The sequence below is a fragment of the Micromonospora sp. NPDC050795 genome (assembly GCF_044456785.1).
Classification (GTDB): Bacteria; Actinomycetota; Actinomycetes; order Mycobacteriales; family Micromonosporaceae; genus Micromonospora.
Window position 1 is genome coordinate 121983 of the sequence record NZ_JBITGE010000018.1, and the last position, 21403, is coordinate 143385.

Here is a 21403-nt window from a genome sequence, read left to right on the forward strand (position 1 = left end):
GGCAGCTGGTCTCGACCCCTCGGACCGCCGAGAGCCTGTGCCGCATTTCACCTGTTCAGTGGGCAGATGTGAAAACCACGTCAAGAAAAGGTTCGCCCCCGTCATGGTCGCGTTATGACCCCTGCCGTTCGGCGGGTGGTGGGGCTTTGATTGCCCGGCGCGACCGGAAGGCGGTCGCGACGAACCTTTCCGGCTGAGGAGTCAGCGTGTCTGACGTGGTGTTCGTGGTCCTGACGGTGGTGCTGTTCGCAGTGCTCGCCCTGGTTGTCCGGGCGGTGGAGAAGCTGTGAACGCGGTCAACGCCGTCGGTCTGGTGCTCGCGGTCGTCCTGGGGGCGTTCCTGGTGTTCGCCCTGCTGTTTCCGGAGCGCTTCTGATGACCATGACAACAGCGGGCGTCATCTTCGTGTTGACGCTGGTGGCGGCCCTGGTCGCCGTATACAAGCCGTTCGGCGACTACATGTTCCGGGCGGTCTCCGGCACCAAGCAGTCCCGGGTCGAGCGGGGCATCTTCCGACTGGTCGGGGTCAACCCGGCAGCCGAGCAGACCTGGGGCGTGTACGCCCGCAGCGTGCTGGCGTTCTCCGCGGTGTCGATCCTGTTCCTGTACCTGTTCCAGCGGGTGCAGAACCACCTGTGGCTGTCGCTCGGGTTCGACCCGGTGGTGCCGCACGGCGCGTGGAACACGGCCGTGTCGTTCGTGACGAACACGAACTGGCAGTCGTACTCGGGTGAGTCGACCATGGGCCACCTGGTGCAGATGGCCGGTCTGGCCGTGCAGAACTTCGTGTCGGCGGCGGTCGGCATCGCGGTGGCTGTCGCGTTGGTACGCGGCTTCGCCCGCAGTCGTACCGGGCAGCTCGGCAACTTCTGGGTCGACCTGACCCGGATCACGCTGCGGATCCTGCTGCCGATCGCGGTGCTCGGCGCCATCGCGTTGATGATCGGCGGGGCGGTGCAGAACCTGTCCGCCGGCACCGACGTGAGCACGCTGACCGGCGGCACCCAGACCATCACCGGCGGTCCGGTCGCCAGCCAGGAAGCGATCAAGGAACTGGGCACCAACGGCGGCGGCTTCTACAACGTCAACAGCGCGCACCCGTTCGAGAACCCCACCACCTGGACGAACTGGCTCCAGATCTTCCTGATCTTCCTGATCCCGTTCAGCCTGCCCCGGGTGTTCGGCCGCATGGTCGGACAGAACCGGCAGGGCTACGCCATCGCCGCGGTGATGGGCATCCTCGCGTTCCTCAGCGTGGCCATCACCAACATCTTCGAGCTGGCCGGCCACGGCACGGTGCCGCAGGCGGTCGGCGCGGCGATGGAGGGCAAGGAGGTGCGGTTCGACGTGTCGAACTCGGCCACCTTCGCCGCCGCCACCACGCTCACCTCGACCGGTGCGGTGAACTCGTTCCACGACTCGTTCACCTCGCTCGGCGGCATGATGACCATGGTCAACATGATGCTCGGCGAGGTCGCGCCGGGCGGCACCGGTTCGGGGCTCTACGGCCTGCTCATCCTCGCGGTGATCACGGTCTTCGTGGCCGGGCTGATGGTGGGCCGCACTCCCGAGTACCTGGGCAAGAAGATCGGGTCGCGCGAGATCAAGTTCGCCTCGCTCTACTTCCTGATCACGCCGGTTCTGGTGCTCGTGGGTACGGCGGCGGCGTTCGGCACCGGCAACAACTCGACGGCGCTCAACGTCGGCCCGCACGGCCTCTCCGAGGTGCTGTACGCGTTCACCTCGGCCAGTAACAACAACGGCTCGGCGTTCGGCGGCATCACGGTCAACACCACCTGGTGGGACACCGCGCTCGGGTTGTGCATGCTGCTGGGCAGGTTCCTGCCGCTGATCTTCGTGCTCGCGCTGGCCGGCTCGCTGGCCCGCCAGGCACCCACCCCCGCGTCCGAGGGCACCCTGCCGACCCACCGACCGCTGTTCATCGGCATGGTCGTCGGCGTCACCGTGGTCCTCGTCGCGCTGACCTTCCTGCCCGCGCTCGCGCTCGGTCCGCTGGCAGAGGGGCTCTGACCATCATGAGGAACGAGGACATGTCCGTCACGTCCGCCCCAACAGAGCAACTCCCCGGTACGCCCGCCACCCAGGGCAACCGGATCGGTGGAGGGCTGCTCGACCCCAAGCAGTTGATCCGGTCCCTGCCGGACGCGGTACGCAAGCTGAACCCCGCCACGCTGTGGCGGAACCCGGTGATGTTGATCGTGGAGGTCGGTGCGGCCTTCACCACCGTCCTGGCGGTGGCCGACCCGTCGGTGTTCGCCTGGGCGATCACCATCTGGCTCTGGCTGACGGTGGTCTTCGCCAACCTGGCCGAGGCGGTCGCCGAGGGCCGGGGCAAGGCCCAGGCCGCGACCCTGCGGCAGGCCAAGAAGGACACCATCGCCACCCGGCTGATCGACTGGAAGCCGGGCGCGCGGGCCAACACCTACCGCGACGAGGCGGTGCCGGCGCCGGACCTGCGTCAGGGCGACGTGGTGCTCGTCGAGGCGGGCGGCATCATCCCCGGTGACGGTGACATCGTCGAGGGCATCGCCAGCGTCGACGAGTCGGCCATCACCGGCGAGTCGGCCCCGGTCATCCGGGAGTCCGGCGGCGACCGCAGCGCGGTCACCGGTGGCACCAAGGTGCTCTCCGACCAGATCATCGTGAAGATCACCCAGAAGCCGGGGGAGAGCTTCATCGACCGGATGATCGCCCTGGTCGAGGGGGCCAACCGGCAGAAGACGCCGAACGAGATCGCGCTGAACATCCTGCTCGCCGCGCTCACTGTCATCTTCCTGCTGGCCGTCGTCACCCTCCAGCCGCTGGCCATCTTCTCCAAGGCGTACCAGGCGGCCGCGCCGGACAGCGGGGCGATCACCGGTTCCGGTGTCACCGGGGTCGTGCTGGTCTCGCTGCTGGTCTGCCTGATCCCCACCACCATCGGGGCGCTGCTCTCCGCCATCGGCATCGCGGGCATGGACCGCCTCGTCCAGCGCAACGTCCTGGCCATGAGCGGCCGGGCCGTCGAGGCGGCCGGCGACGTCAACACCCTGCTGCTGGACAAGACCGGCACCATCACGCTGGGCAACCGGCAGGCCGCCGAGTTCGTCCCGGTCGAGGGGGTCGACGCCGCGACGTTGGCCGACGCCGCGCAGATGTCCAGCCTGGCCGACGAGACCCCGGAGGGGCGCTCGGTGGTCGTCCTGGCGAAGAACGAGTTCGGGCTGCGCGAGCGCGAGCCCGGCGTGATGCCGCACGCCACCTTCGTACCGTTCACCGCGCAGACCCGGATGAGCGGCGTCGACCTCACCCCGGACGCCAGCGTGGACGCCGGCGCGGTGGGCACGGCCCGCCGGGTCCGCAAGGGCGCCGCCGCAGCGGTCATGAAGTGGGTACGCGAGAACGGCGGTCACCCGACCGAGCAGGTCGGCGAGATCGTGGACGCGATCAGTGGCACCGGCGGCACCCCGCTCGTGGTCGCCGAGCACGTCGACGGTCAGCCCGCCCGCGCCCTTGGCGTCATCCACCTCAAGGACGTCGTCAAGTCCGGCATGCGTGAGCGGTTCGACGAGATGCGCCGGATGGGCATCCGGACCGTGATGATCACCGGTGACAACCCGCGTACCGCGAAGGCGATCGCCGACGAGGCCGGGGTGGACGACTTCCTGGCCGAGGCGACGCCGGAGGACAAGCTCGCGCTGATCAAGCGGGAGCAGGAGGGCGGTCGGCTGGTCGCGATGACCGGTGACGGCACCAACGACGCGCCGGCGCTCGCCCAGGCCGACGTCGGGGTGGCCATGAACACCGGCACGTCGGCCGCCAAGGAGGCCGGCAACATGGTCGACCTCGACTCCGACCCGACCAAGCTGATCGAGATCGTGGAGATCGGCAAGCAGTTGCTGATCACCCGTGGCGCGCTGACCACGTTCAGCATCTCGAACGACATCGCGAAGTACTTCGCGATCATCCCGGCCATGTTCGCCGGCCTCTACCCGAGCCTGGACGCGCTGAACATCATGCGGCTGGCCAGCCCGGAGTCGGCGATCCTGTCCGCTGTCATCTTCAACGCCCTGGTGATCATCGCGCTGATCCCGCTCGCCCTGCGGGGCGTGCGGTACCGGCCGGCCGCCGCGTCGAAGCTGCTCAGCCGCAACCTGCTGGTCTACGGGCTGGGCGGCATCATCGTGCCGTTCATCGGGATCAAGATCATCGACCTGCTCGTCCAGTTCTTCCCGGGGATTTCGTGATGCGCCTACCCACCTGGATCGCCCAACACCTCGCCGCGCTGCGCGCCGTGCTCGTCTTCACGGTGCTGCTCGGCCTGGTCTACCCGCTGGCCCTGGTAGCGCTCGGTCAGCTACCCGGCCTCAACCACAAGTCCGACGGTTCGCTGATCTCCTCGGGCGGGACGATTGTCGGCAGCGCCCTGATCGGCCAGTCCTTCACCGACGCGGACGGCAACCCGATCGCCCGGTACTTCCAGTCCCGCCCCTCCGCCGCCGGCGACGGCTACGACCCGACCTCCACCTCGGCCAGCAACCTGGGCCCGGAGAGCGTTGTCGACACCATCGCCACCGACCCGGAGGAATCCAGCGAGAGCCTGCTCACCCAGGTGTGTGGGCGCAGCAAGTCGGTCGGCGAGCTCAACGGCGTCGACGGCCGGCGCCCGTACTGCACCGACGACGGGGTGGGCGCCGTGCTCGCGGTGTTCCGCGCCGACGGTCTGACCGGCCCGGTCACCCGGGTGGTCAGCGTCAACCAGGCCGCCCCGGCCACGCCGTTCGTCAGCGAGTACCAGGGCGTGACGGTGGAGCCGGCCCAGCCTGGCGAGGACTACGTGGCCGCCGGCGGGGTGGTCACCCCGATCCGGGGCGACGCGCCCGCCGACCCGGCGGTGCCGGCCGACGCGGTCACCGCCAGCGCCAGCGGTCTCGACCCGCAGATCAGCCCGGCGTACGCCGAGCTGCAGGTGAACCGGGTCGCGCGGGAGCGCGGCGCGGACCCGGCGGTGGTCCGCAAGCTGGTCAAGGAGCACACCGACGGGCGGGCGCTCGGCTTCATGGGTGAGCCCGGCGTGAACGTGCTGGAGCTCAACCTCGCGCTCGACAAGCAGTTCGCCGCACGCTGAGCACCCTCGCGGGCGGGGTCGTGCCCACCGGGCGCGGCCCCGCCCGCCGATCTGACCAGGGAGGATGGTCCCGTGCCACGCGGAGAACTGCGCATCTATCTGGGGGCCGCCCCCGGCGTCGGTAAGACGTACGCCATGTTGGAGGAGGCCCAGCGGCGGGCCACGCGCGGCACCGACGTGGTGATCGGTTTCGTGGAGACCCACGGCCGTCAACACACCGCGGCGATGCTCGGTGACCTGGAGCAGGTGCCCCGCCGGACCATCGACTACCGCGGCGCGGAGTTCACCGAGATGGACCTGGACGCGGTGCTGGCCCGCCGACCACAGATCGCCGTGGTCGACGAGCTGGCGCACAGCAACGTGCCCGGTTCCAAGCACGACAAGCGCTGGCAGGACGTCCAGGAGCTGCTCGACGCGGGGATCGACGTGCTGTCCACTGTCAACGTGCAGCACCTGGAGTCGGTGAACGACGTCGTCGCGCAGATCACCGGCACCACCCAGCGGGAGACCGTGCCGGACGAGATCGTCCGCGCCGCCGAACAGGTCGAGCTTGTCGACATGACCCCGGAGGCGCTGCGCCGGCGGATGGCGCACGGCAACATCTACCGACCCGACAAGATCGACGCCGCGTTGGGCAACTACTTCCGGGTCGGCAACCTCACCGCGCTGCGCGAGCTGGCGCTGCTCTGGCTGGCCGACAAGGTCGACGAGCAGCTCGACCGCTACCGCAGCCAGCAGGGCATCGCGGCGACCTGGGAGGCCCGGGAGCGGGTGGTGGTCGCGCTGACCGGCGGCCCGGAGGGCGAGACGCTGATCCGCCGCGCCGCCCGGGTCGCGGCCCGCAGCAAGGGCGCCGACCTGCTCGCCGTGCACGTGGCCCGCAGCGACGGCCTGGCCGGGGCAGACCCGGCCCAGTTGGCCCGGCAACGGGTGCTGGTGGAGAGCCTGGGCGGCACGTACCACCAGGTGCTCGGCACCGACGTGCCGGCCGCGCTGCTGGACTTCGCCCAGGGCGTGAACGCCACCCAGTTGGTGCTGGGGGCCAGCCGGCGGGGTCGCCTCGCGCAGATCTTCGCAAGGGGGGTCGGGGTGACCACCACAGCGCTCTCCGGCTCGATCGACGTGCACCTGGTCACCCACAAGCAGGCCGGCAAGGGCCGGAGGGCGGCGGCCGTACCGGCGGCGCTGTCCCGACGCCGCCGGCTGCTCGGCTTCGGCCTGGCGGTGCTGGGCATGCCGCTGCTCACAGTGCTGCTGAAGACCCTGCCCGACCTGACGTTGACGAACGACATCCTGCTGTTCCTCGCCGGGGTGGTCGGGGTCGCGCTGGTCGGCGGGGTGTGGCCGGCCCTGGTCGCCGCGCTCGGCGGCTCGCTGCTGCTCAACTGGTTCTTCACCCCGCCCTTCCGCACGCTCACCATCGCCGAGGCGGACAACCTGCTCGCCCTGGCCGTCTTCGTCGCCGTGGCGCTGGCGGTGAGCTGGGTCGTCGACGTGGCCGCCCGGCGTACCCGCGAGGCCGCCCGCGCCGCTGCCGACGCGCAGACCCTTGCTGCCATCGCCGGTGGCGTGTTGCGCGGCGACCGCCCGCTGCCCGCCCTGCTCGAACAGCTCCGGGAGACCTTCGGCCTGCGCGCCGTGAGCGTGCTGGAGTTGGCCGAGGAGGCCGAAGGCCGCCCCGAGCGGGCCCGCGAGGAGCACGCCTGGAACGTGGCGGCCAGCGTCGGCGAGAACGCGCCCTGCACCCCGGAGGGCGGTGAGACGACCGTCCCGGTCGACGACCGAATCACCGTCGTGCTCTGCGGCCGGCGGTTGGAGGCGGCCGACCGGCGCATCGTCGAGGCGTTCGCCGCCCAGGCCGCCGTCGCGCTGCGCCAGGAACGGCTCGCCGAGGAGGCCGCCACCGCCCGGCCCCTCGCCGCCGCCGACCGGATGCGCACCGCGCTGCTCGCGGCGGTCAGCCACGATCTGCGTACCCCGCTGGCGTCCGCGAAGGCGGCCGTGACCAGCCTGCGTAGCCACGACATCGAGTTCGACGAGTCCGACCGCGAGGAGTTGCTGGAGACCGCCGAGGAGTCGCTGGACCGGCTCGCCCGGCTGGTCGGCAACCTGCTGGACATGAGCCGGCTCCAGGCGGGCGTGCTGGGCATCTCGGCGACCACGATCGGCCTGGAGGACGCCGTACCCCTGGCGCTTGACGAACTTGGCCCGGTGGCCGCGACGGTCGGCACGGACATTCCGGCCGACCTGCCGGCCGCCACCGCCGACCCGGGCCTGCTGGAACGGGTGCTTGTCAACATCGTCGCCAACGCGCTGCGGTACAGCCCGCCCGGTCAGCCGCCCACGATCACCGCGAGCGCCCACGCCGGCCAGGTCGAGCTGCGGGTGATCGACCGGGGGCCGGGCATCCCGGAGGACCAGTGGGAGCACGTCTTCCTGCCGTTCCAACGTCTCGGCGACCGGGACAACCAGACGGGTGTCGGTCTCGGTCTTGCCCTGTCCCGGGGGTTGGCCGAGGCGATGGGTGGCACCATCACCCCGGAGACCACGCCCGGCGGTGGGCTCACCATGGTGCTGCGGCTGCCCGCCGCGCCGACCAGCTCGGAGGGGCCGCAGGAATGACGCGCATCCTGGTCGTCGACGACGAACCGCAGATCCTGCGTGCCCTGCGGATCAACCTGCGCGCCCGCCGGTACGACGTGGATGTGGCCGGCACCGGGGCCGCCGCGTTGAAGGCCGCCGCCAGCCACCCGCCCGACCTGGTGGTGCTGGACCTCGGCCTGCCCGACATCGACGGCGTGGAGGTGATCCGGGGCCTGCGCGGGTGGACCACAGTGCCGATCATCGTGCTCTCCGGCCGGGCCGGCAGCGAGGACAAGGTTGCCGCGCTGGACGCGGGCGCGGACGACTACGTCACCAAGCCGTTCGGGGTGGAGGAACTGCTGGCCCGCATCCGCGCGGTGACCCGCCGTCTCGGCGCGCCCAGCGAGGCGGTGCCGGCCCTGCGGATCGGCCAGCACACCGTCGACCTGGCCGACCACAGCGTGCGGCGCGACGACGGCACCGAGGTCAAGCTGACCCCCACCCAGTGGAGCGTGCTGGAGAAGCTGCTGCGCCACCCCGGCAAGCTGGTCAGCCAGCGTCAGCTCCTCCAGGACGTGTGGGGGCCGGAATACCAGAACGAGACCAACTACCTGCGGCAGTACCTGGCCCAGCTGCGACGCAAGCTGGAGGACGACCCGGCCCGCCCCCGCCACCTCATCACCGAGCCGGGAATGGGTTACCGCTACCGGCCGTGAACCGTTGACACCCGCCCGAAGAGATTGAAGAATTTCGCTCGCAGCGGCAGCGGCGTGCTTCTGTAACCGTCCCCTCCACCGGTTACCCCTCGGGAGCCCGCCGTGTCCGTGCCTCTGCCCCTGTCCCGTCGTCGGCTGCTGGTCGCCGGCGGTGCCGGCCTCGTCCTGGCCGGTCTCACCGACCCGTTCCGGGCCGCCCCCGCCCGAGCCGCCGTCACCACCGCCGACCTTGTCGTCTACGGCGCCACCTCCGGCGGGCTGGCCGCCGCGATAACCATGCGTCGGCTCGGCCGCACCGCAGTGGTGGTGGAGCCCACCGGTCACGTCGGCGGGTTGAGCACCGCCGGGCTGGGCGCCACCGACACCGGCGTCCAGGCGTCCATCGGCGGGCTCGCCGCCGAGTTCTACCGCCGGGTGTACGTGAAGTACCACGGCGGAACCCTCACGCCGACGTCGCCGCTGCGGATGACCTTCGAACCGCACGTCGCCACCGCCGTCTTCGCCGAGATGCTGGCCGAAGCGGGCGTGCCGGTGGTCGTCGACGCCCGGCTGGCCGGCCTGGGCCGAACCGGTAACCGGATCACCGAGCTGCGCACCGAGGACGGATCGATCTACCGGGGCGGGGTGTTCGTCGACGCCACCTACGAGGGTGATCTGCTGGCCATGGCCGGCGTCGGGTTCACCGTCGGGCGCGAGTCCAACGACACCTACGGCGAGACGATCAACGGGGTGCAGTCGCGCAACACCCACCAGTTCGCCTACCCCGTCGACCCGTACGTGACGGCCGGCTCGCCCGCCAGTGGACTGCTGCCGGGCATCTCCGCCACCCCGCTCGCCCCGCAGGGCAGCGGCGACGACAGGATCCAGGCGTACTGCTTCCGGATGTGCCTGACCCAGGCCGCCAACCGGATCCCGTTCGGCAAGCCGTCCGGCTACGACCCGATCCGGTACGAGCTGCTGCTGCGGCACATCCAGGCCGGCTACGCGGGACCGTACTTCACCACCCACTCGGTCGGTGGCGGGAAGACCGACTCCAACAACAACGGTGCCGTGTCGACCGACAACATCGGCTTCAACTACGCGTACCCGACGGCGAGCTGGGCGACGCGCGAGAGCATCATCGCCGAGCACCGCACGTACCAGCAGGGGTTGATGTGGTTCCTGGCCAACGACAGCCGGCTGCCGGCGTCGGTTCGCGACTCGACGGCCCGGTGGGGGCTGCCGGTGGACGAGTTCACCGCCACGGGCGGCTGGCCGCCGCTGCTCTACATCCGCGAAGCCCGCCGGATGATCTCCGCGTACGTGATGACCGAGGCCGACTGTCGGGGCCGGGTCCGCGCCACCGACTCGGTGGGCCTGGCCAGCTACACGATGGACTCGCACAACTGTCAGCGGGTGGTGGTCGACGGCAAGGTGCGCAACGAGGGCGATGTGCAGATCAGTGTGCCGGCGCCGTACCCGGTGAGCTACCGCGCGATCGTGCCGCACCAGGCACAGTGCGCCAACCTGCTGGTGCCGGTCTGCCTCTCGGCGAGTCACATCGCCTACGGCTCGATCCGGATGGAACCCGTGTTCATGATCCTCGGGCAGGCCGCGGCCACCGCGGCGTCCCTGGCCCTCGCCGGGAACCTCGCCGTGCAGGCCGTCTCCGTGCCGGCCCTCCAGACCCGGCTGCGCCAGGACGGCGCGGTGCTGGAGTGGGGCTCCACCAGCGAGGTGATCCTGGACAACGCGTCGACCAGCGGGATCACCCGGGCCGGAACGTGGCTGCGCAGCACCAGCATCGGTGGTTACTACGGCGGGGACTACGAGCACGACGGCAACACCGCCAAGGGCGTCAACCGGCTGCGGTTCCGCCCGACGCTACCGGTCTCCGGGTCGTGGACGGTGCAGGTGCGCTGGACCGCTGACCCCAACCGGGCGAGCAACGTGCCGGTCGACATCGCGTACTCCGGGGGGTTGGTCACCCGGACCGTCGACCAGCGGCAGTCCGGGGGTCAGTGGGTACCGCTGGGCACCTACCCGTTCACGGCGGGCACCGAGGGGAGCGTGTTGATCCGCACCGAGGACACCGACGGCCACGTGATCGCCGACGCGGTGCGCTTCGTCCGGGCCTGACCGCTCGAAACGGCGGCGGTCTCCGGGCGGGCGGCGGTCCTCGGATCGAGCGGCGGTGCCACCAGCAGCGGGTCGACCTGGATCACCTCGATCCCGAGGGGGCGCAGCATGCCCCGCAGTGCCGACTCGCACAGCTCCTCCCAGGGCTGCTCCGCGCCCATGGCGGCGACCAGCAGCTCGGGGCGGGTGAAGGCGATGCCGACCCGTTGCCCCTGGGGGGAGCGGCCGGTCCGTACCGTCCGCACCAGCCGTCCCGGCAGGTCGCGCACCGGAACGGCGAAGATTATCGGGGCCTCGTCCATTGTCGGGTTGGTCCTTCCCGTTCGTGCCGCGGTTGCGGCGGTTGTTGCCTGTGCCGCGGTTACGGCGGTCATCGGCTGAATCGTTCGAGGTCGTGGGCGAAGCGGCGGATCGTCGCGGCCCGTGCCCAGGTCGGCGCGGGAACCGCGACGACCGGCACGGACGCGCGCGTCACGCAGTACCGGGTGACGTTCCCGCGCGACCTACCGAACCGGCCGCGATCCGGGCTGCCGACGACGAGCAGGTCGGACTCCCGATCCGCGTGGTCGACGAGCACCTGCCCGGCGTACCCCTGGGTCGCCACCAGCCGCACTGTCACGTCCCGGGGCAGACCACCGAGCGCCGCGTCGAAGACGCCGCGCAGGTAGACGACCGCCGCCCGGTCGCACTCGTCCTGCCAACGCCAGGTCAGCGTGCCGGGCCGCCACGTCGGGGCGAAGACCCAGGCGCGGACGGCGTCCAGTTGCGCTCCGTCGCGGCGGGCCAACTGCGTCGCGCGCCGCAACGCCTGCATTCCGGCGAACGACCTGTCGACGCCGACCACGATCCGGTGGGGATGGGTTGGGCGGCTCATGCGGCGGACACCACCCAGGCCGGGGCGTCGGTCGCGGTACGCGGGTCGGTCGGCGTGATCAGGTCGAGCGCGCGCAGGATGTAGTTGGCCTCGACCACCTCCACCCCGGCGCGCAGGCGCAGGTCGGCCACGGCGCGGTGCAGCACCGTCATGCTCTCGGCGGAGAGTCGGATCACGGCGTCGACGTCGGCGGCGATCCACCACGCCGCGACCGCGCACGGCTCGTGCCGCAGGTACTCCACCAGGTGACTGCCGGGCGCGGATGGCCCGAGCCGGACGCTGACCAGCGCCTCGTGCCGCCGCTCCGGCTCGTCCGCTCTGTTCGCGGGCACGCCCGGGTCGCTGGCCGTGTCGGTGCCGGGTGGCGGCTCGCCGCGTTCCCAGCGTGTCATCCGCCAAGGACTCATGGACCCATCGTCACCACGAGGCGACGGCGGTGCGCCAGTCGATACGCCGTTTCGACGGGCCACCGCCAAATCTTGACGCCGCGTTCACGCGGCTGCCGGCCGGGCCGACACGGGGAGTAGCGTTCCCGGCGAACCAAGATCGGCGTACGAGGAGGCACAGTGCAGACGACGACGGTGGACATCCCGACCAGCGACGGAGTGGCGGACGCGAGTCTGACCCGACCGGACGGCGAGGGCCCGTTCCCGGCGGTGCTGCTCTTCATGGACGCCTTCGGGCCGCGCCCCCGCCTGGTCGAGATGGCCGAGCGGATCGCCGCCCGGGGCTACCTGGTGCTGACGCCCCACCTGTTCTACCGGGGCGGCCGGGCACCGCTCTTCGACCTGTCCCGCCTCGGTGAGGCCGACCAACGCGGCGCGCTCTTCGCGAAGATCGCGCCGCTGGCCCAGGCGCTGACTCCCGAGGCGATCAGCCGGGACACTGCCGCGTACACCGACTTCCTGGCCGCCCGCGACGACGTCCGGCCGGGCCCGGTCGCCATCACCGGCTACTGCCTGGGCGGCACGAACGCGCTACGGGCCATCGAGGCGCACCCGGACCGCATCGCGGCCATCGCCAGCTTCCACGGCGGGCACCTCGTCACCGACGCGCCGGACAGCCCCCACCTGGGCGTTGCCTCGATCATCGGCGAGGTGTACTTCGGGCACGCCGACGCCGACCAGTCGGCGACACCCGAGCAGATCGCCACGCTGGAGAAGGCGCTCGACGCCGCCGGGGTGCGCTACCGCTCCGAGGTGTACGCGGGCGCGCACCACGGCTTCACCATGGCCGACACCCCGATGTACGACGAGCAGGCCACCGAGCGTCACTGGGCCGCGTTGTTCGACCTCCTGGACCGCACCCTGCCCGTCAGCTGACGGGCGCGGCGGCCCGATCAGCGGCGCAGCAGCACCGGGCCGGCGTCGATGCGGGTGCGGAACAGCGCGTACGGCTTGCGCCGCAGGTCCTTGCCCCGCTGGTACTGCGGCTGCCGGTGCAGTTGGTTGGCGGTGACGTAGAGGTAGCCGTCGGTGGCCACCGACATGGTGTCCGGCCAGAGCAGCCGTGGGTCGTGCACCAGGGTCTCGTACTCGCCGTCGGGCAGGCGACGGAGCACCGCGTTGTGCTCGTACGAGGTGAGGTAGAGCCGCCCCGCGTCGTCGCTCTCCAACCCGTCCGAGGCGGTGCCCCGGTCGCCCTCGTCGACCACTGTGGCGGCGGCCGCCTCCTGGGTGACGCCCGGGTCGGCCAGCGCCTCGGTGGACACGCTGTGCAGGCGTCGGGACGCCAGCGGGCAGTAGTAGAGCCGTTCGCCGTCGGCGGAGATGGCGATGCCGTCGGAGCCCATGCTCACCGGCTTCGGCGGGCCGTCGGCCGGCCGTTCGAGGAACGGTCGGCCCTCCACCAACGGCCGGAACGACGTGAGCGGTTCCGCCTTTGTGGACGGGTGGTCGTGCAGCCGCCGCCAGGAGGCCCCGCTGGCCAGGTCCACCACGATGATCCCGTTCGGCCCGGAGTCCGCCGAGTCGGTGATGTACGCGACCCCCGCCTCGCCCCGCCGCAGGTCGAAGCGGACGTCGTTGAGGTAGGTCGTCGGCAGCGCCACGTCCGCCGGGAAGGTGATCACTTGGGCGACGGTGTCCGTGTCCAGGTCGATCCGGACCAGCTTGGGGCCGCCCGGCTTGGTGGGCTGGAACATCGGGCTGCCGGTGTCCAGCACCCAGAGCCGGTCGGCCGGGTCCACCACGATGCTCTGCACCGAAACGAACGCGCCCGCGTCGTCGTCGCCGGACGGGTCGTTCCAGGCCTGGTCGGGGTAGGGCACCTCCTGACCGTCGCGCAGCTCGACGACCGTGGCCGGCACCTCGTCGCCCCATTTCGGGAAGTTGACGAAGATCCGGCCGGAGTGCGAGACGCTCACCCCGGTCGGCATCGGGCCGGTGAAGGTGTGCACCAGATCCAACTCGCCCATCGGCTCGTCGCCGACCGGCCCGTTCATGACGTCCGCCCCACGGTGCTCATCGCCCGCCCCTTCCGACCTGCCGGATGTCCCGCTCCACCGCTGCTATTCCCGCCCGGACGTCCGGTATGCGTCGCCGGTCAGCGGAGCCGGAAGGGACGGCGGAGCCGGAGGGCGGGCCGGTCCGGGTTTCGGTCAGGCCACCGGCGCGGCGGCCCTGGCTGCGGGCAGGCCGGGGACGGGGACGTCCACCGCGAGTAGCGCTCCGTCTTCCGGGCCGGGCGTGTCCAGCCCCACCCGGGCGGTGCCGATGAAGAGTCGCCGCAGGTCGGGGCCGCCCAGGCAGATCCCGGCCGGCTGTTTCGCCGGCAACCGGATCTCCTGCTCCAGGGTCCCGTCCGGCCGGTAGCGGCGGACCGCCGACCCGCCCCACAGCGCGATCCAGAGGTGACCGGCGGCATCGACGGTCATGCCGTCCGGGCCGCCGTCCGCGGAGGGCAACCGGAGGAACGACTCCCGCCCGTTCAGGGCCCCGGTCGCGGGGTCGACCGTGAACCGGTCGATCTCGCCGCGCGGCGTGTCGGCGAGGTACATGGTGGTGCCGGTGGCGTCGAACGCCGGTCCGTTCGGGATGGTCAGTCCGGTGACCGCGGGCACCGGTGCCGCGCCGGGGGTGAGCCGGAACAGCGTGCCCCCGCCGGGCGTCATCGCGTACGTCATGCTGCCGGCCCAGAAGTGGCCGTGCGGGTCGGCGACCGCGTCGTTCATCCGGGTGGGAACGGGTGCGTCAGCGACCAGGTCGGCGACCGGTCGGGGGTCGCCGGTGGCGGGCAGCACTGTGAGACCGGTTCCGGCGGCGGCCAGCCAATCACCGGGCCGGCCGGCCACCGGGGCTACCGCGCCGAGCGGAACGTCGAGACGGCGCACCTCCCGTAGCGCTGCGGGGGCGTCGCCGTCGGTTTCCAGCAGTCGTCCGGCCAGCAGATCGACGAGGATCAGGCGCTCGTCGACCCAGCGCAGCCCTTCGCCCAACTCCAACCGGTCGGTGCTCCAGACGGTCGGCTCGGTCAGCTCCATCTCGCTCCTCCAAACTGCGGGGCGGCGGCGGGCGGTCCTGCCGATCAGCGGTGACCGCCCACCACCCGGTCAGCGGACCGTACCGCCCGGCTCGTGGTCCAGCAGCGCCAGCTCCGCCCGGTCGGGCAGGCCCTCCCAGTCGCCCCGGTGGCGACCGCGAACGCGCCGGTGGTGACGGCCCGGTCCAGTCGGCCACGGCTCGGCTCGGCTCCGCGCCGGTTCAGGCCGGGACGAACTCCCGGCATCGACGTAGCGCGGCGAGGGCGAGTGGAGCCTCGCGGCCGGCGATCCCGGCTTCCAACTCGGCCACCGCACTCGCCGCCCGCGCCGGTTCACCAGTCGCGGCTGCCGCTTCGGCCAACACCAGCACGGCCTCGGCGGCCCATGCCAGGACGCCCTTGCCGCGTACCAGCGACAGCGCCTCGGAGGCGTGCCGGACCGCCTCGTCCGGCCTGTCGACCAGCAGCAGCCGGGCAAGCGCCGAGAGTGCCTGCACCAGTGGCCAGATCGCGCCGACCCGCCGAGCGTCGGCCACCACATCCCGCAGCGCCCGTTCGGCGGCCTCCACGTCGTCGCGGCGCCCGGCGGTGCTGCGGAGGCCGTTGCGTCCCTCGGCGGTGCCGCCGTGTTCGTTGCGTCTCTTGGCGGTGCCGCCGTGTCCGGTGGGTTCCTGGGCGGTGCTGCCGCGTCCGGTGCCGGCAACGAGCGCCAGCACCGTGGCCAGTTCGGCCCGCGCGTCCAGCAGGGTGACCGGCATCCGCTCGGCGTTGGCCACCAACCGACCGAGCCGTTCGGCGAGCCCGTCCAGTCGGCCGGCGGCCCGGTCCAGTGACAGTTCGGTCGCCTCCACCAGGGACGCCAGCCGCTCGTACCCGGTCTCGTCGACAAGCGCCCTACCGGCCGCCAGCAACGCTTCGGCCTGCTCCGGGTGACCGGCGTGCAGCGCACCCTGCGCCCAGTTCAGGCAGGCTCGCGCGTGCTCGCGGGGCCGTTCGGCCAAGTCGGCGGACGCGCGCAGCTCGGAGATGATCGCCCACGCCGCCGGGTCGCCCAGCTCCAGCAGCAACGAGGCTCGGGCGATGCGGACCGCGAGGTGCGCAGCCGGATCCCCGCTGGCGGCAGCGGCGGTCTCCGCCTCCGCGCAGCGGGCCAGGTGGTCGTCGACGTGCCGGCCGACGACGGTGTCAGGGGCCGCCAGCACCGCGAGCGCCGGGGCCTTGCGGCGCGGCGCGCGCAGGTACGGCACGGCACGCTCGATCTCGGTGTACCCGCGCAGCGCCTCGCCCTGCTGTCGCAGCATCCGCCCGAGCACCAGACCCAGCTCACCGCGGGCACCCGGCGGCAGCCGCCGGTCGGCGAGCAGCCGTTCCAGCACCGGGATCGCCTCGGCCTGGCTGAGTCCGTCGATGGCCGAACGGCCCAACTTGGCGGCGAGCCGAACCCGTACCGGTCGGGGCAGTTCGGCGATGTCCATCGTCTGGAGCAGGAAGCCGGCCGCTGTCGCGTCGTCGCCGCGCTCGGTGGCGAGGTCGGCGGCAGCCTCGGCGTTGCGCACGAAGTCGGCCCCGCTGCCGGCGCGACGGTAGTGGTGCGCCAGTTGGGCCACCGGCCTCGGCAGCTCCTGTTCCAGCACCCGCGCCACCCGCAGGTGCAGCCACTCCCGGTTCTCCCGGGGCACCAGGTCGTACACCACCTGTCGGGCCAGGTCGTGCCGGAACCGCAGGCCGTCCCCGGCGTCGTGCAGCAGGCCCGCCCGGTGCGCCGCGGTCAACGCCGCGCCGATCGCCACCCGGTCCAGGCTGAGCACCGAGGCGAGGATGCGCTGATCAGGCGCCATCCCCAGTACGGCTGCTGCGCCGAGCGCCTCCCGGGTGGCCTCGTCGAGCGGACGCAGCCGCCAGAGCAGCACGTCACGCAGGACGAAAGGGACACTGTCGTCGGCCAGCGGGTCGCCGCCCCGCTCGGCGAGCGTCCGCAGCACCTCCTCGACCACGAACGGGATGCCTGCCGTGCGGTCGAGCAGGGTGGCGGTCAGCTGCTGAGGCGGATCATCGAGGCGCAGGGTGCGGGCCGCCAACCGGCGTACGTCGGCGGCGTCCAGCGGGCCGAGCGCAACGCGCGTGACGCTCCACGGGGGAGTCCGCGCCAGGGCGTCGTGGATCGGCGTACTGCTACCCGGCGTCGCCGTACGCGCGGTCAGCACCACTGCCAGCCCCTCCACCGGGTGGGTGCTCAGGTAGGCGAGGAGTTCACAGGTCGCCGGGTCCGCCCAGTGCAGATCCTCCAGCAACAGCGTGGCCGGACTCAGCGCGGTGAGCACCGCCGCGACGGCGCGGAGCAGGCGATGTCGTTCGGCCGCTGGGTCGGTCAACGGGGGCGGGGCGTTCGGCAGTACGCCGGTCAGTTCGGGTAGCAGTGGCGCGAGGGCACCGGCCACCGGGTTGAGCGGACCGAGTCGGTCGGCGCCGCCCCGGATCGCGTCCAGCAGCACGCCGAGCGGGAAGGGCTCGGGCACGTCGTCGCACTCGCCGACGAGGTGTCGTCCGGGGAGTTCGGCGAGCAGTTCGGCGACGAGTCGACTCTTGCCGATCCCGGGCTCACCCTCCAGCAGGATCAGGCAGGGCGGGGTGGCGACGAGCCGGCGTAGCTGCGCCAGTTCCGCCGCTCGGCCGACGAACTCGACGGGCCCGCGCAGACGTTCGGGGCGGACGGGAGTTGGGCTCCCGCCGCCCCGTTTCTTGTCCTCGCCACTGTCGATCACCGTGGGCCGAGCAGATCACCTCTGCCCGGCGCGACGGTGGGCCGGCGGACCGGCGGTGACCTGGGTCACACGCCGATCCGCCGGGTGGGGGTGCAGTCAGGACTGGATGGTGACGGGCACTGTCTTCAGCGACCCGTCCCCATTGCGGAACTCCACCACACCGACGTAGCGCTGACCCGGAGCGAGACCGAACCAGCGCAGGGTCAGGTTCGCCGTCGCGCCCGGCTGCACGCTGCGCTGCTTCGGGTCGATGGTGAACCGGCCGGTGGAGGTGCCCGGCGCGCCCGGCAGGTAGCTGGTGACTGTGTACGCGTTCGCGCCGTCCTTGATGTTCTCGGTGAACTCCTGCTCGACGACCACGATGTAGTCACCGGCACCGTCCGGCAGGGTGACCTTGGCGCCGATCCGGGTGCTGGCCGTGGCGGTGACGAACTTCCCCGACTTGTCGTAGACGTTGAGGCTGAACTCGGTGCACTCCATCACGCCCTCCTCGTCGTCCCAGTCGATGTGGGAGCAGGTGGGCCGCGCCGACGTCACGTGGATCTCCGGACTGCGGGTGCCGGCCGGGACGTGCAGGGTGGTCCTGCTGATCGACGCGGGCAGCGGCACCGGCAGGTTGTTCGACGTGCTCCAGTCCCAGCTCGGCCCGTCGCCCTGCAGGGTGACCACGTTGCTGGTGCCCGAGGTGAGGCCGGAGAGCTGGGAGACCAGCTGACCCTTGAAGCCGACCTCGGCGGCGATCCGGACGCTGCCGAAGGTGCCCTTGCCGGTGATGGCGTCGGGGGCGACCAAACCGGAATTGTGTACGACGAGCGGGCTGCGTACCGCGTGCTTGAACTGGTCGCGCCAGGTCAGCGAGCCGTCGGCCCAGGTGTCGAACGCACCACCGCTGTTGGTGACCTCGACTGTGAAGCGGGCGCTGTGGCCCGGGCGGATCTGCAGCTTCTTCGGGGTGACCTTGACCTTGTATCCCGGCGGGGCCTGCACCGAGGAGGTGTAGGTGCTGGTCTTGTCGCTGACGTTGGTGACAGTGCGGGTCACGGTCTGCTTGCCCACCATCCGGCCCAGCGAGATGGACGGGTAGTTGAGCTGTGCCGTGTCGATCGCGCCGACGGTGTCGCAGCCGTCCAGGTCGCCGAGCCCGTAGTCACCGCCACGGTCGGCGGAAACCCCGCACAGGTACTGGATCCAGTCCTGCTGGTTGGAGTCGTAGACCAGGCCCGGGTCGAAGGCGCTGCCCGGCTCCACCTGGCCGGCGCCGTAGTTCAACGGAGTCGCGTCGTACGTGCCGATCTTGATCGGGTTGCCCATGTCGGTCTTGTCCACGGCGCTGGTCATCAGCGCCGAGCGGACCGCGGCCGGCGACCAGCCGGGGTGCTTGGCCAGCAGCAGGGCGGCGATACCGGCGATGTGCGGCGCCGCCATCGAGGTGCCCGACTCCAGGGCGAAGTCGTTGCCGCCGATGGACGGGGAGAACGCGGCGACGATGTCCTGACCGGGAGCGCTGATGTCCGGCTTGAGCAGCTCACCGGCGTTAAGGTTCGACGGGCCCGCCGAGGAGAACGCGGCGACCGATGGGGCCTCGACCGTCTCCAGCCTGCTCGGCGAGATGGTCGCCGTGGCGTTGCCCTTGGCGACGTACGCCGTGACGGTGGCCAGGTCGACCTCGTTGATGTGCACCGTCGGCACGGTCTGCACGTCGGCGTTGAGGGAGTTCAGCTCGTCGTTGTACAGCACCATGCCGACGCCGCCGGCCCGCGCCACCTCGATGCTCTTGTCGGTACGCGGGATCTCACCGCGCAGGCAGAGCACGATCGCACCCTTGACCTTGGCCGGATCCAACGTGTCGTCGGCGCAGAGACCGGCACCGTAGGCGCCGTCCGGATCGATCGCACTGTCCTTCGCGAAGACGAGTCGGGCCGGCCCGACGCCGGTCTCGCCCATGCCCACGCCGGCGATCGTGGTGCCGTTGCCGAGGGTGAGCTTCCGGGTGTTCTGCCGGTCGGTCGTGCTCGCGGCCACCGTGGTCAGCCACGGCGTCGAGTTGTCGACAGTGTTGGCGAACGGGCCGGAGTTGCCGGCGGCGGCGGCGACGAAAACCCCGGCGGCTGCCGCGTTGAAGAACGTCGCGTCGACCGCCCCGAACCGCTCGGTGTCGTCACCGATCGAGTAGTTGATCACGTCGACGCCGTCCGCGACCGCGTCGTCGATGGCGTGAACGATGTCGATGTCGGTGCCGGTCGCGCCGCCCGCACCGTTGTCGTACAGAGCCTTGTAGATCGCCAGCCGCGCAGCCGGTGCCATGCCGGAGATCATGCCCAGGTCCTGGGTGCCCGACGTGGCCCGCACGCCGTGGATGCCGGCCGCGGTGCTGGCGGTGTGGGTGCCGTGGCCGTTGCGGTCGCGCGGCGAGGAGTAGTCGTCCGGGAAGGCCTCGGCGATGCCGCTGTCGTTGTACCAACGCGCCCCGATCACCTTGTTGTTGCAGGTGACCGGCGCTTCGACGCCGACGTCGCAGGTGCCCTTCCACTTGGCGTCGATGATGGCCTGGTCGGGGCGCGGGCTGGGCAGCGGCGCGAAGCTCGCGCTCTCCGGCCAGTAACCGCTGTCGATGACCCCGATGATGACGCCCTCACCAGCGCGGGAGTCTCCACCGAACTCCTTCTTCCACACCCCGCCCTTGCCGGTCAGGCCCAGGTAGTCGGGGGTGTGTGAGGTGGCGGCGTGCACCTTCTGGCTCTTGTACACCGCTCGGACACCGGTTGTGGCGCGCAGCCGGGCGGCCTGCGGCCCGGTGAGGTCGGCGGCGAAGCCGTTGAACGCGGTCTCCATGGTGACGCGGGTGCGGTCGGCTGGCACGCCGACGTGGTCCAGCACCGACTTACGCTGCTGGCGCAGGTGATCCCGGTACGCGTTGGCGTTCCCGGACGTGCGGTTCAGCTTGGCCCCGTCGGCCGGCTTGGTGGCCGCGATCCCGGGAACCCCGCCGGTGTAAGTGGCCAGCGGCTCCTCGGCGAGCTGGACGAGGTAGCGGGCGGTCGGCCCACTGCCGGCCGGCGCGGCGCTGGCGCTGGCGGGCAGGCCGGTCAGGCCGGCCGCGGTCAGCGCAACGGCGGCCAGCATGCTGACCCCGTACCTGGCCCGTCCGGTCCGATGTGCGTTCGGTTGTGGCACGTCGTTGCCTCCACGTTCGGTGCCGGCCGCCACGACTGATGACGGTGGCCGAAACCTAGGATCGGCACCGATCATCGAGAAGCACCCGTAACCTGCCTGTCATCTTGGAAACAAGCTCGTAACACAACGGGTACTTTGCGCGTCATTTGGACCGCGTCGGCTGGGCGGTGCCGCCCGCCGGGCGCGCGTCATCAGGAGCGGGCTGAGGCGCTGCCCCCAGCTCGATCACCCCGCCGATCTTGCACATGCTGTCGCCGAGATAGGCGAATTACCCCGTGATGTCGGGGCAGTATGTGCAAGATCGCGGTGGACCGCGTCGATCATGGAGATGTGGTGCCTGGTTTAGGGGTTTAAGGGTCTTTCGTCTCCCACCCCAACTCCATGATCGACGAGGGCGGGGCAGGGCGGGGCAGGGCGGGGCAGGGCTGGGCTGGGCGGGGTGGGGCGACGTGGGGTGACGGGGTGTGTGGGGTTAGGTTCTGTCTCGTAGATCTTGGTGGTCGGGGACGGCGCGTAGCCAGTCAAGGGTTTCGACCAGGTCGAGGGTGGCCTGGAAATGGGTGGCGAG

Annotated in this window: 15 protein-coding genes; 8 read left to right on the forward strand and 7 right to left on the reverse strand. The window is 71.5% G+C overall.

Annotated elements, in window-relative coordinates; genetic code table 11:
- Positions 1 to 286 precede the first annotated feature (286 nt).
- The 7 genes from kdpF (at position 287) to ACIBEF_RS18025 (ending at position 10545) form a co-directional block, all read left to right on the forward strand.
- Positions 287 to 376, forward strand: a complete 90-nt coding sequence (gene kdpF, locus ACIBEF_RS17995; protein ID WP_036410889.1) for a K(+)-transporting ATPase subunit F — start codon at positions 287 to 289, stop codon at positions 374 to 376.
- Positions 376 to 2031 carry a potassium-transporting ATPase subunit KdpA gene (gene kdpA / locus ACIBEF_RS18000; RefSeq protein ID WP_396794381.1) on the forward strand — a complete coding sequence of 552 codons (1656 nt, stop codon included), beginning with the start codon at positions 376 to 378 and terminating at the stop codon, positions 2029 to 2031. Before kdpF ends, kdpA begins: the two co-directional genes overlap by 1 nt.
- A 20-nt stretch (positions 2032 to 2051) precedes the next feature.
- Positions 2052 to 4247, forward strand: a complete 2196-nt coding sequence (gene kdpB, locus ACIBEF_RS18005) for a potassium-transporting ATPase subunit KdpB (RefSeq protein ID WP_396794382.1) — start codon at positions 2052 to 2054, stop codon at positions 4245 to 4247.
- A complete protein-coding gene (locus ACIBEF_RS18010; protein ID WP_396794383.1) occupies positions 4247 to 5128 on the forward strand; it encodes a potassium-transporting ATPase subunit C in 882 nt (293 codons plus the stop codon). Before kdpB ends, ACIBEF_RS18010 begins: the two co-directional genes overlap by 1 nt.
- Positions 5129 to 5200: 72 nt before the next feature.
- Positions 5201 to 7750, forward strand: coding sequence for a DUF4118 domain-containing protein (locus ACIBEF_RS18015; RefSeq protein WP_396794384.1), 2550 nt, complete (start codon positions 5201 to 5203; stop codon positions 7748 to 7750).
- Positions 7747 to 8427, forward strand: a complete 681-nt coding sequence (locus ACIBEF_RS18020) for a response regulator (protein WP_210859434.1) — start codon at positions 7747 to 7749, stop codon at positions 8425 to 8427. Before ACIBEF_RS18015 ends, ACIBEF_RS18020 begins: the two co-directional genes overlap by 4 nt.
- 102 nt (positions 8428 to 8529) lie before the next feature.
- Entirely contained in the window at positions 8530 to 10545 is a 2016-nt protein-coding gene (locus ACIBEF_RS18025; RefSeq protein WP_396794385.1) for an FAD-dependent oxidoreductase, read from the forward strand.
- Here ACIBEF_RS18025 and ACIBEF_RS18030 read toward each other — a convergent pair.
- The 3 genes from ACIBEF_RS18030 to ACIBEF_RS18040 are packed head-to-tail and all read right to left on the reverse strand — an operon-like array spanning position 10446 to position 11826.
- The gene (locus ACIBEF_RS18030) at positions 10446 to 10919 is read right to left on the reverse strand and encodes an SAV_915 family protein (RefSeq protein WP_396794386.1); all 474 of its coding nucleotides are present in this window, start codon (positions 10917 to 10919) and stop codon (positions 10446 to 10448) included. The two genes, ACIBEF_RS18025 and ACIBEF_RS18030, sit on opposite strands and share 100 nt — an antisense overlap.
- Positions 10916 to 11419 carry a universal stress protein gene (locus tag ACIBEF_RS18035; protein ID WP_396794387.1) on the reverse strand — a complete coding sequence of 168 codons (504 nt, stop codon included), beginning with the start codon at positions 11417 to 11419 and terminating at the stop codon, positions 10916 to 10918. Before ACIBEF_RS18035 ends, ACIBEF_RS18030 begins: the two co-directional genes overlap by 4 nt.
- The gene (locus tag ACIBEF_RS18040) at positions 11416 to 11826 is read right to left on the reverse strand and encodes a hypothetical protein (protein WP_396794388.1); all 411 of its coding nucleotides are present in this window, start codon (positions 11824 to 11826) and stop codon (positions 11416 to 11418) included. The genes ACIBEF_RS18035 and ACIBEF_RS18040 overlap by 4 nt, the downstream gene beginning before the upstream one ends.
- A gap of 159 nt (positions 11827 to 11985) precedes the next feature.
- Between ACIBEF_RS18040 and ACIBEF_RS18045 the strand changes: the two genes are divergently transcribed.
- Complete coding sequence (locus ACIBEF_RS18045) at positions 11986 to 12741, forward strand: dienelactone hydrolase family protein (RefSeq protein ID WP_396794390.1); 756 nt, start codon at positions 11986 to 11988, stop codon at positions 12739 to 12741.
- A 17-nt stretch (positions 12742 to 12758) separates the two neighbouring features.
- Here the strand turns inward: ACIBEF_RS18045 and ACIBEF_RS18050 are convergent, their stop codons facing one another.
- The 4 genes from ACIBEF_RS18050 to ACIBEF_RS18065 all read right to left on the reverse strand — a co-directional run bounded on the left by ACIBEF_RS18050 (position 12759) and on the right by ACIBEF_RS18065 (position 20784).
- Positions 12759 to 13862: an L-dopachrome tautomerase-related protein gene (locus tag ACIBEF_RS18050; RefSeq protein WP_396794391.1), complete on the reverse strand. Its 1104-nt coding sequence runs from the start codon at positions 13860 to 13862 to the stop codon at positions 12759 to 12761.
- A gap of 156 nt (positions 13863 to 14018) precedes the next feature.
- Positions 14019 to 14900: an SMP-30/gluconolactonase/LRE family protein gene (locus ACIBEF_RS18055; RefSeq protein ID WP_396794392.1), complete on the reverse strand. Its 882-nt coding sequence runs from the start codon at positions 14898 to 14900 to the stop codon at positions 14019 to 14021.
- Between the two features lie 220 nt (positions 14901 to 15120).
- On the reverse strand, positions 15121 to 17661 hold the full coding sequence (locus ACIBEF_RS18060; RefSeq protein ID WP_396794393.1) for an ATP-binding protein: 2541 nt from the start codon (positions 17659 to 17661) through the stop codon (positions 15121 to 15123).
- Between the two features lie 96 nt (positions 17662 to 17757).
- Entirely contained in the window at positions 17758 to 20784 is a 3027-nt protein-coding gene (locus ACIBEF_RS18065; RefSeq protein ID WP_396794394.1) for a S8 family serine peptidase, read from the reverse strand.
- Between the last annotated feature and the right edge of the window lie 619 nt (positions 20785 to 21403).

Bases quoted from the DNA above. Each gene is read 5' to 3' on its own strand.
- ACIBEF_RS18020 (WP_210859434.1), top strand. From the start codon at position 7,747: ATGACGCGCATCCTGGTCGTCGACGACGAACCGCAGATCCTGCGTGCC.
- ACIBEF_RS18050 (WP_396794391.1), bottom strand. From the start codon at position 13,862: ATGAACGGGCCGGTCGGCGACGAGCCGATGGGCGAGTTGGATCTGGTG.
- ACIBEF_RS18030 (WP_396794386.1), bottom strand. From the start codon at position 10,919: ATGACCGCCGTAACCGCGGCACAGGCAACAACCGCCGCAACCGCGGCA.
- ACIBEF_RS18035 (WP_396794387.1), bottom strand. From the start codon at position 11,419: ATGAGCCGCCCAACCCATCCCCACCGGATCGTGGTCGGCGTCGACAGG.
- ACIBEF_RS18055 (WP_396794392.1), bottom strand. From the start codon at position 14,900: ATGGAGCTGACCGAGCCGACCGTCTGGAGCACCGACCGGTTGGAGTTG.
- kdpA (WP_396794381.1), top strand. From the start codon at position 376: ATGACCATGACAACAGCGGGCGTCATCTTCGTGTTGACGCTGGTGGCG.
- ACIBEF_RS18040 (WP_396794388.1), bottom strand. From the start codon at position 11,826: ATGAGTCCTTGGCGGATGACACGCTGGGAACGCGGCGAGCCGCCACCC.
- ACIBEF_RS18010 (WP_396794383.1), top strand. From the start codon at position 4,247: ATGCGCCTACCCACCTGGATCGCCCAACACCTCGCCGCGCTGCGCGCC.
- ACIBEF_RS18065 (WP_396794394.1), bottom strand. From the start codon at position 20,784: ATGCTGGCCGCCGTTGCGCTGACCGCGGCCGGCCTGACCGGCCTGCCC.
- kdpB (WP_396794382.1), top strand. From the start codon at position 2,052: ATGTCCGTCACGTCCGCCCCAACAGAGCAACTCCCCGGTACGCCCGCC.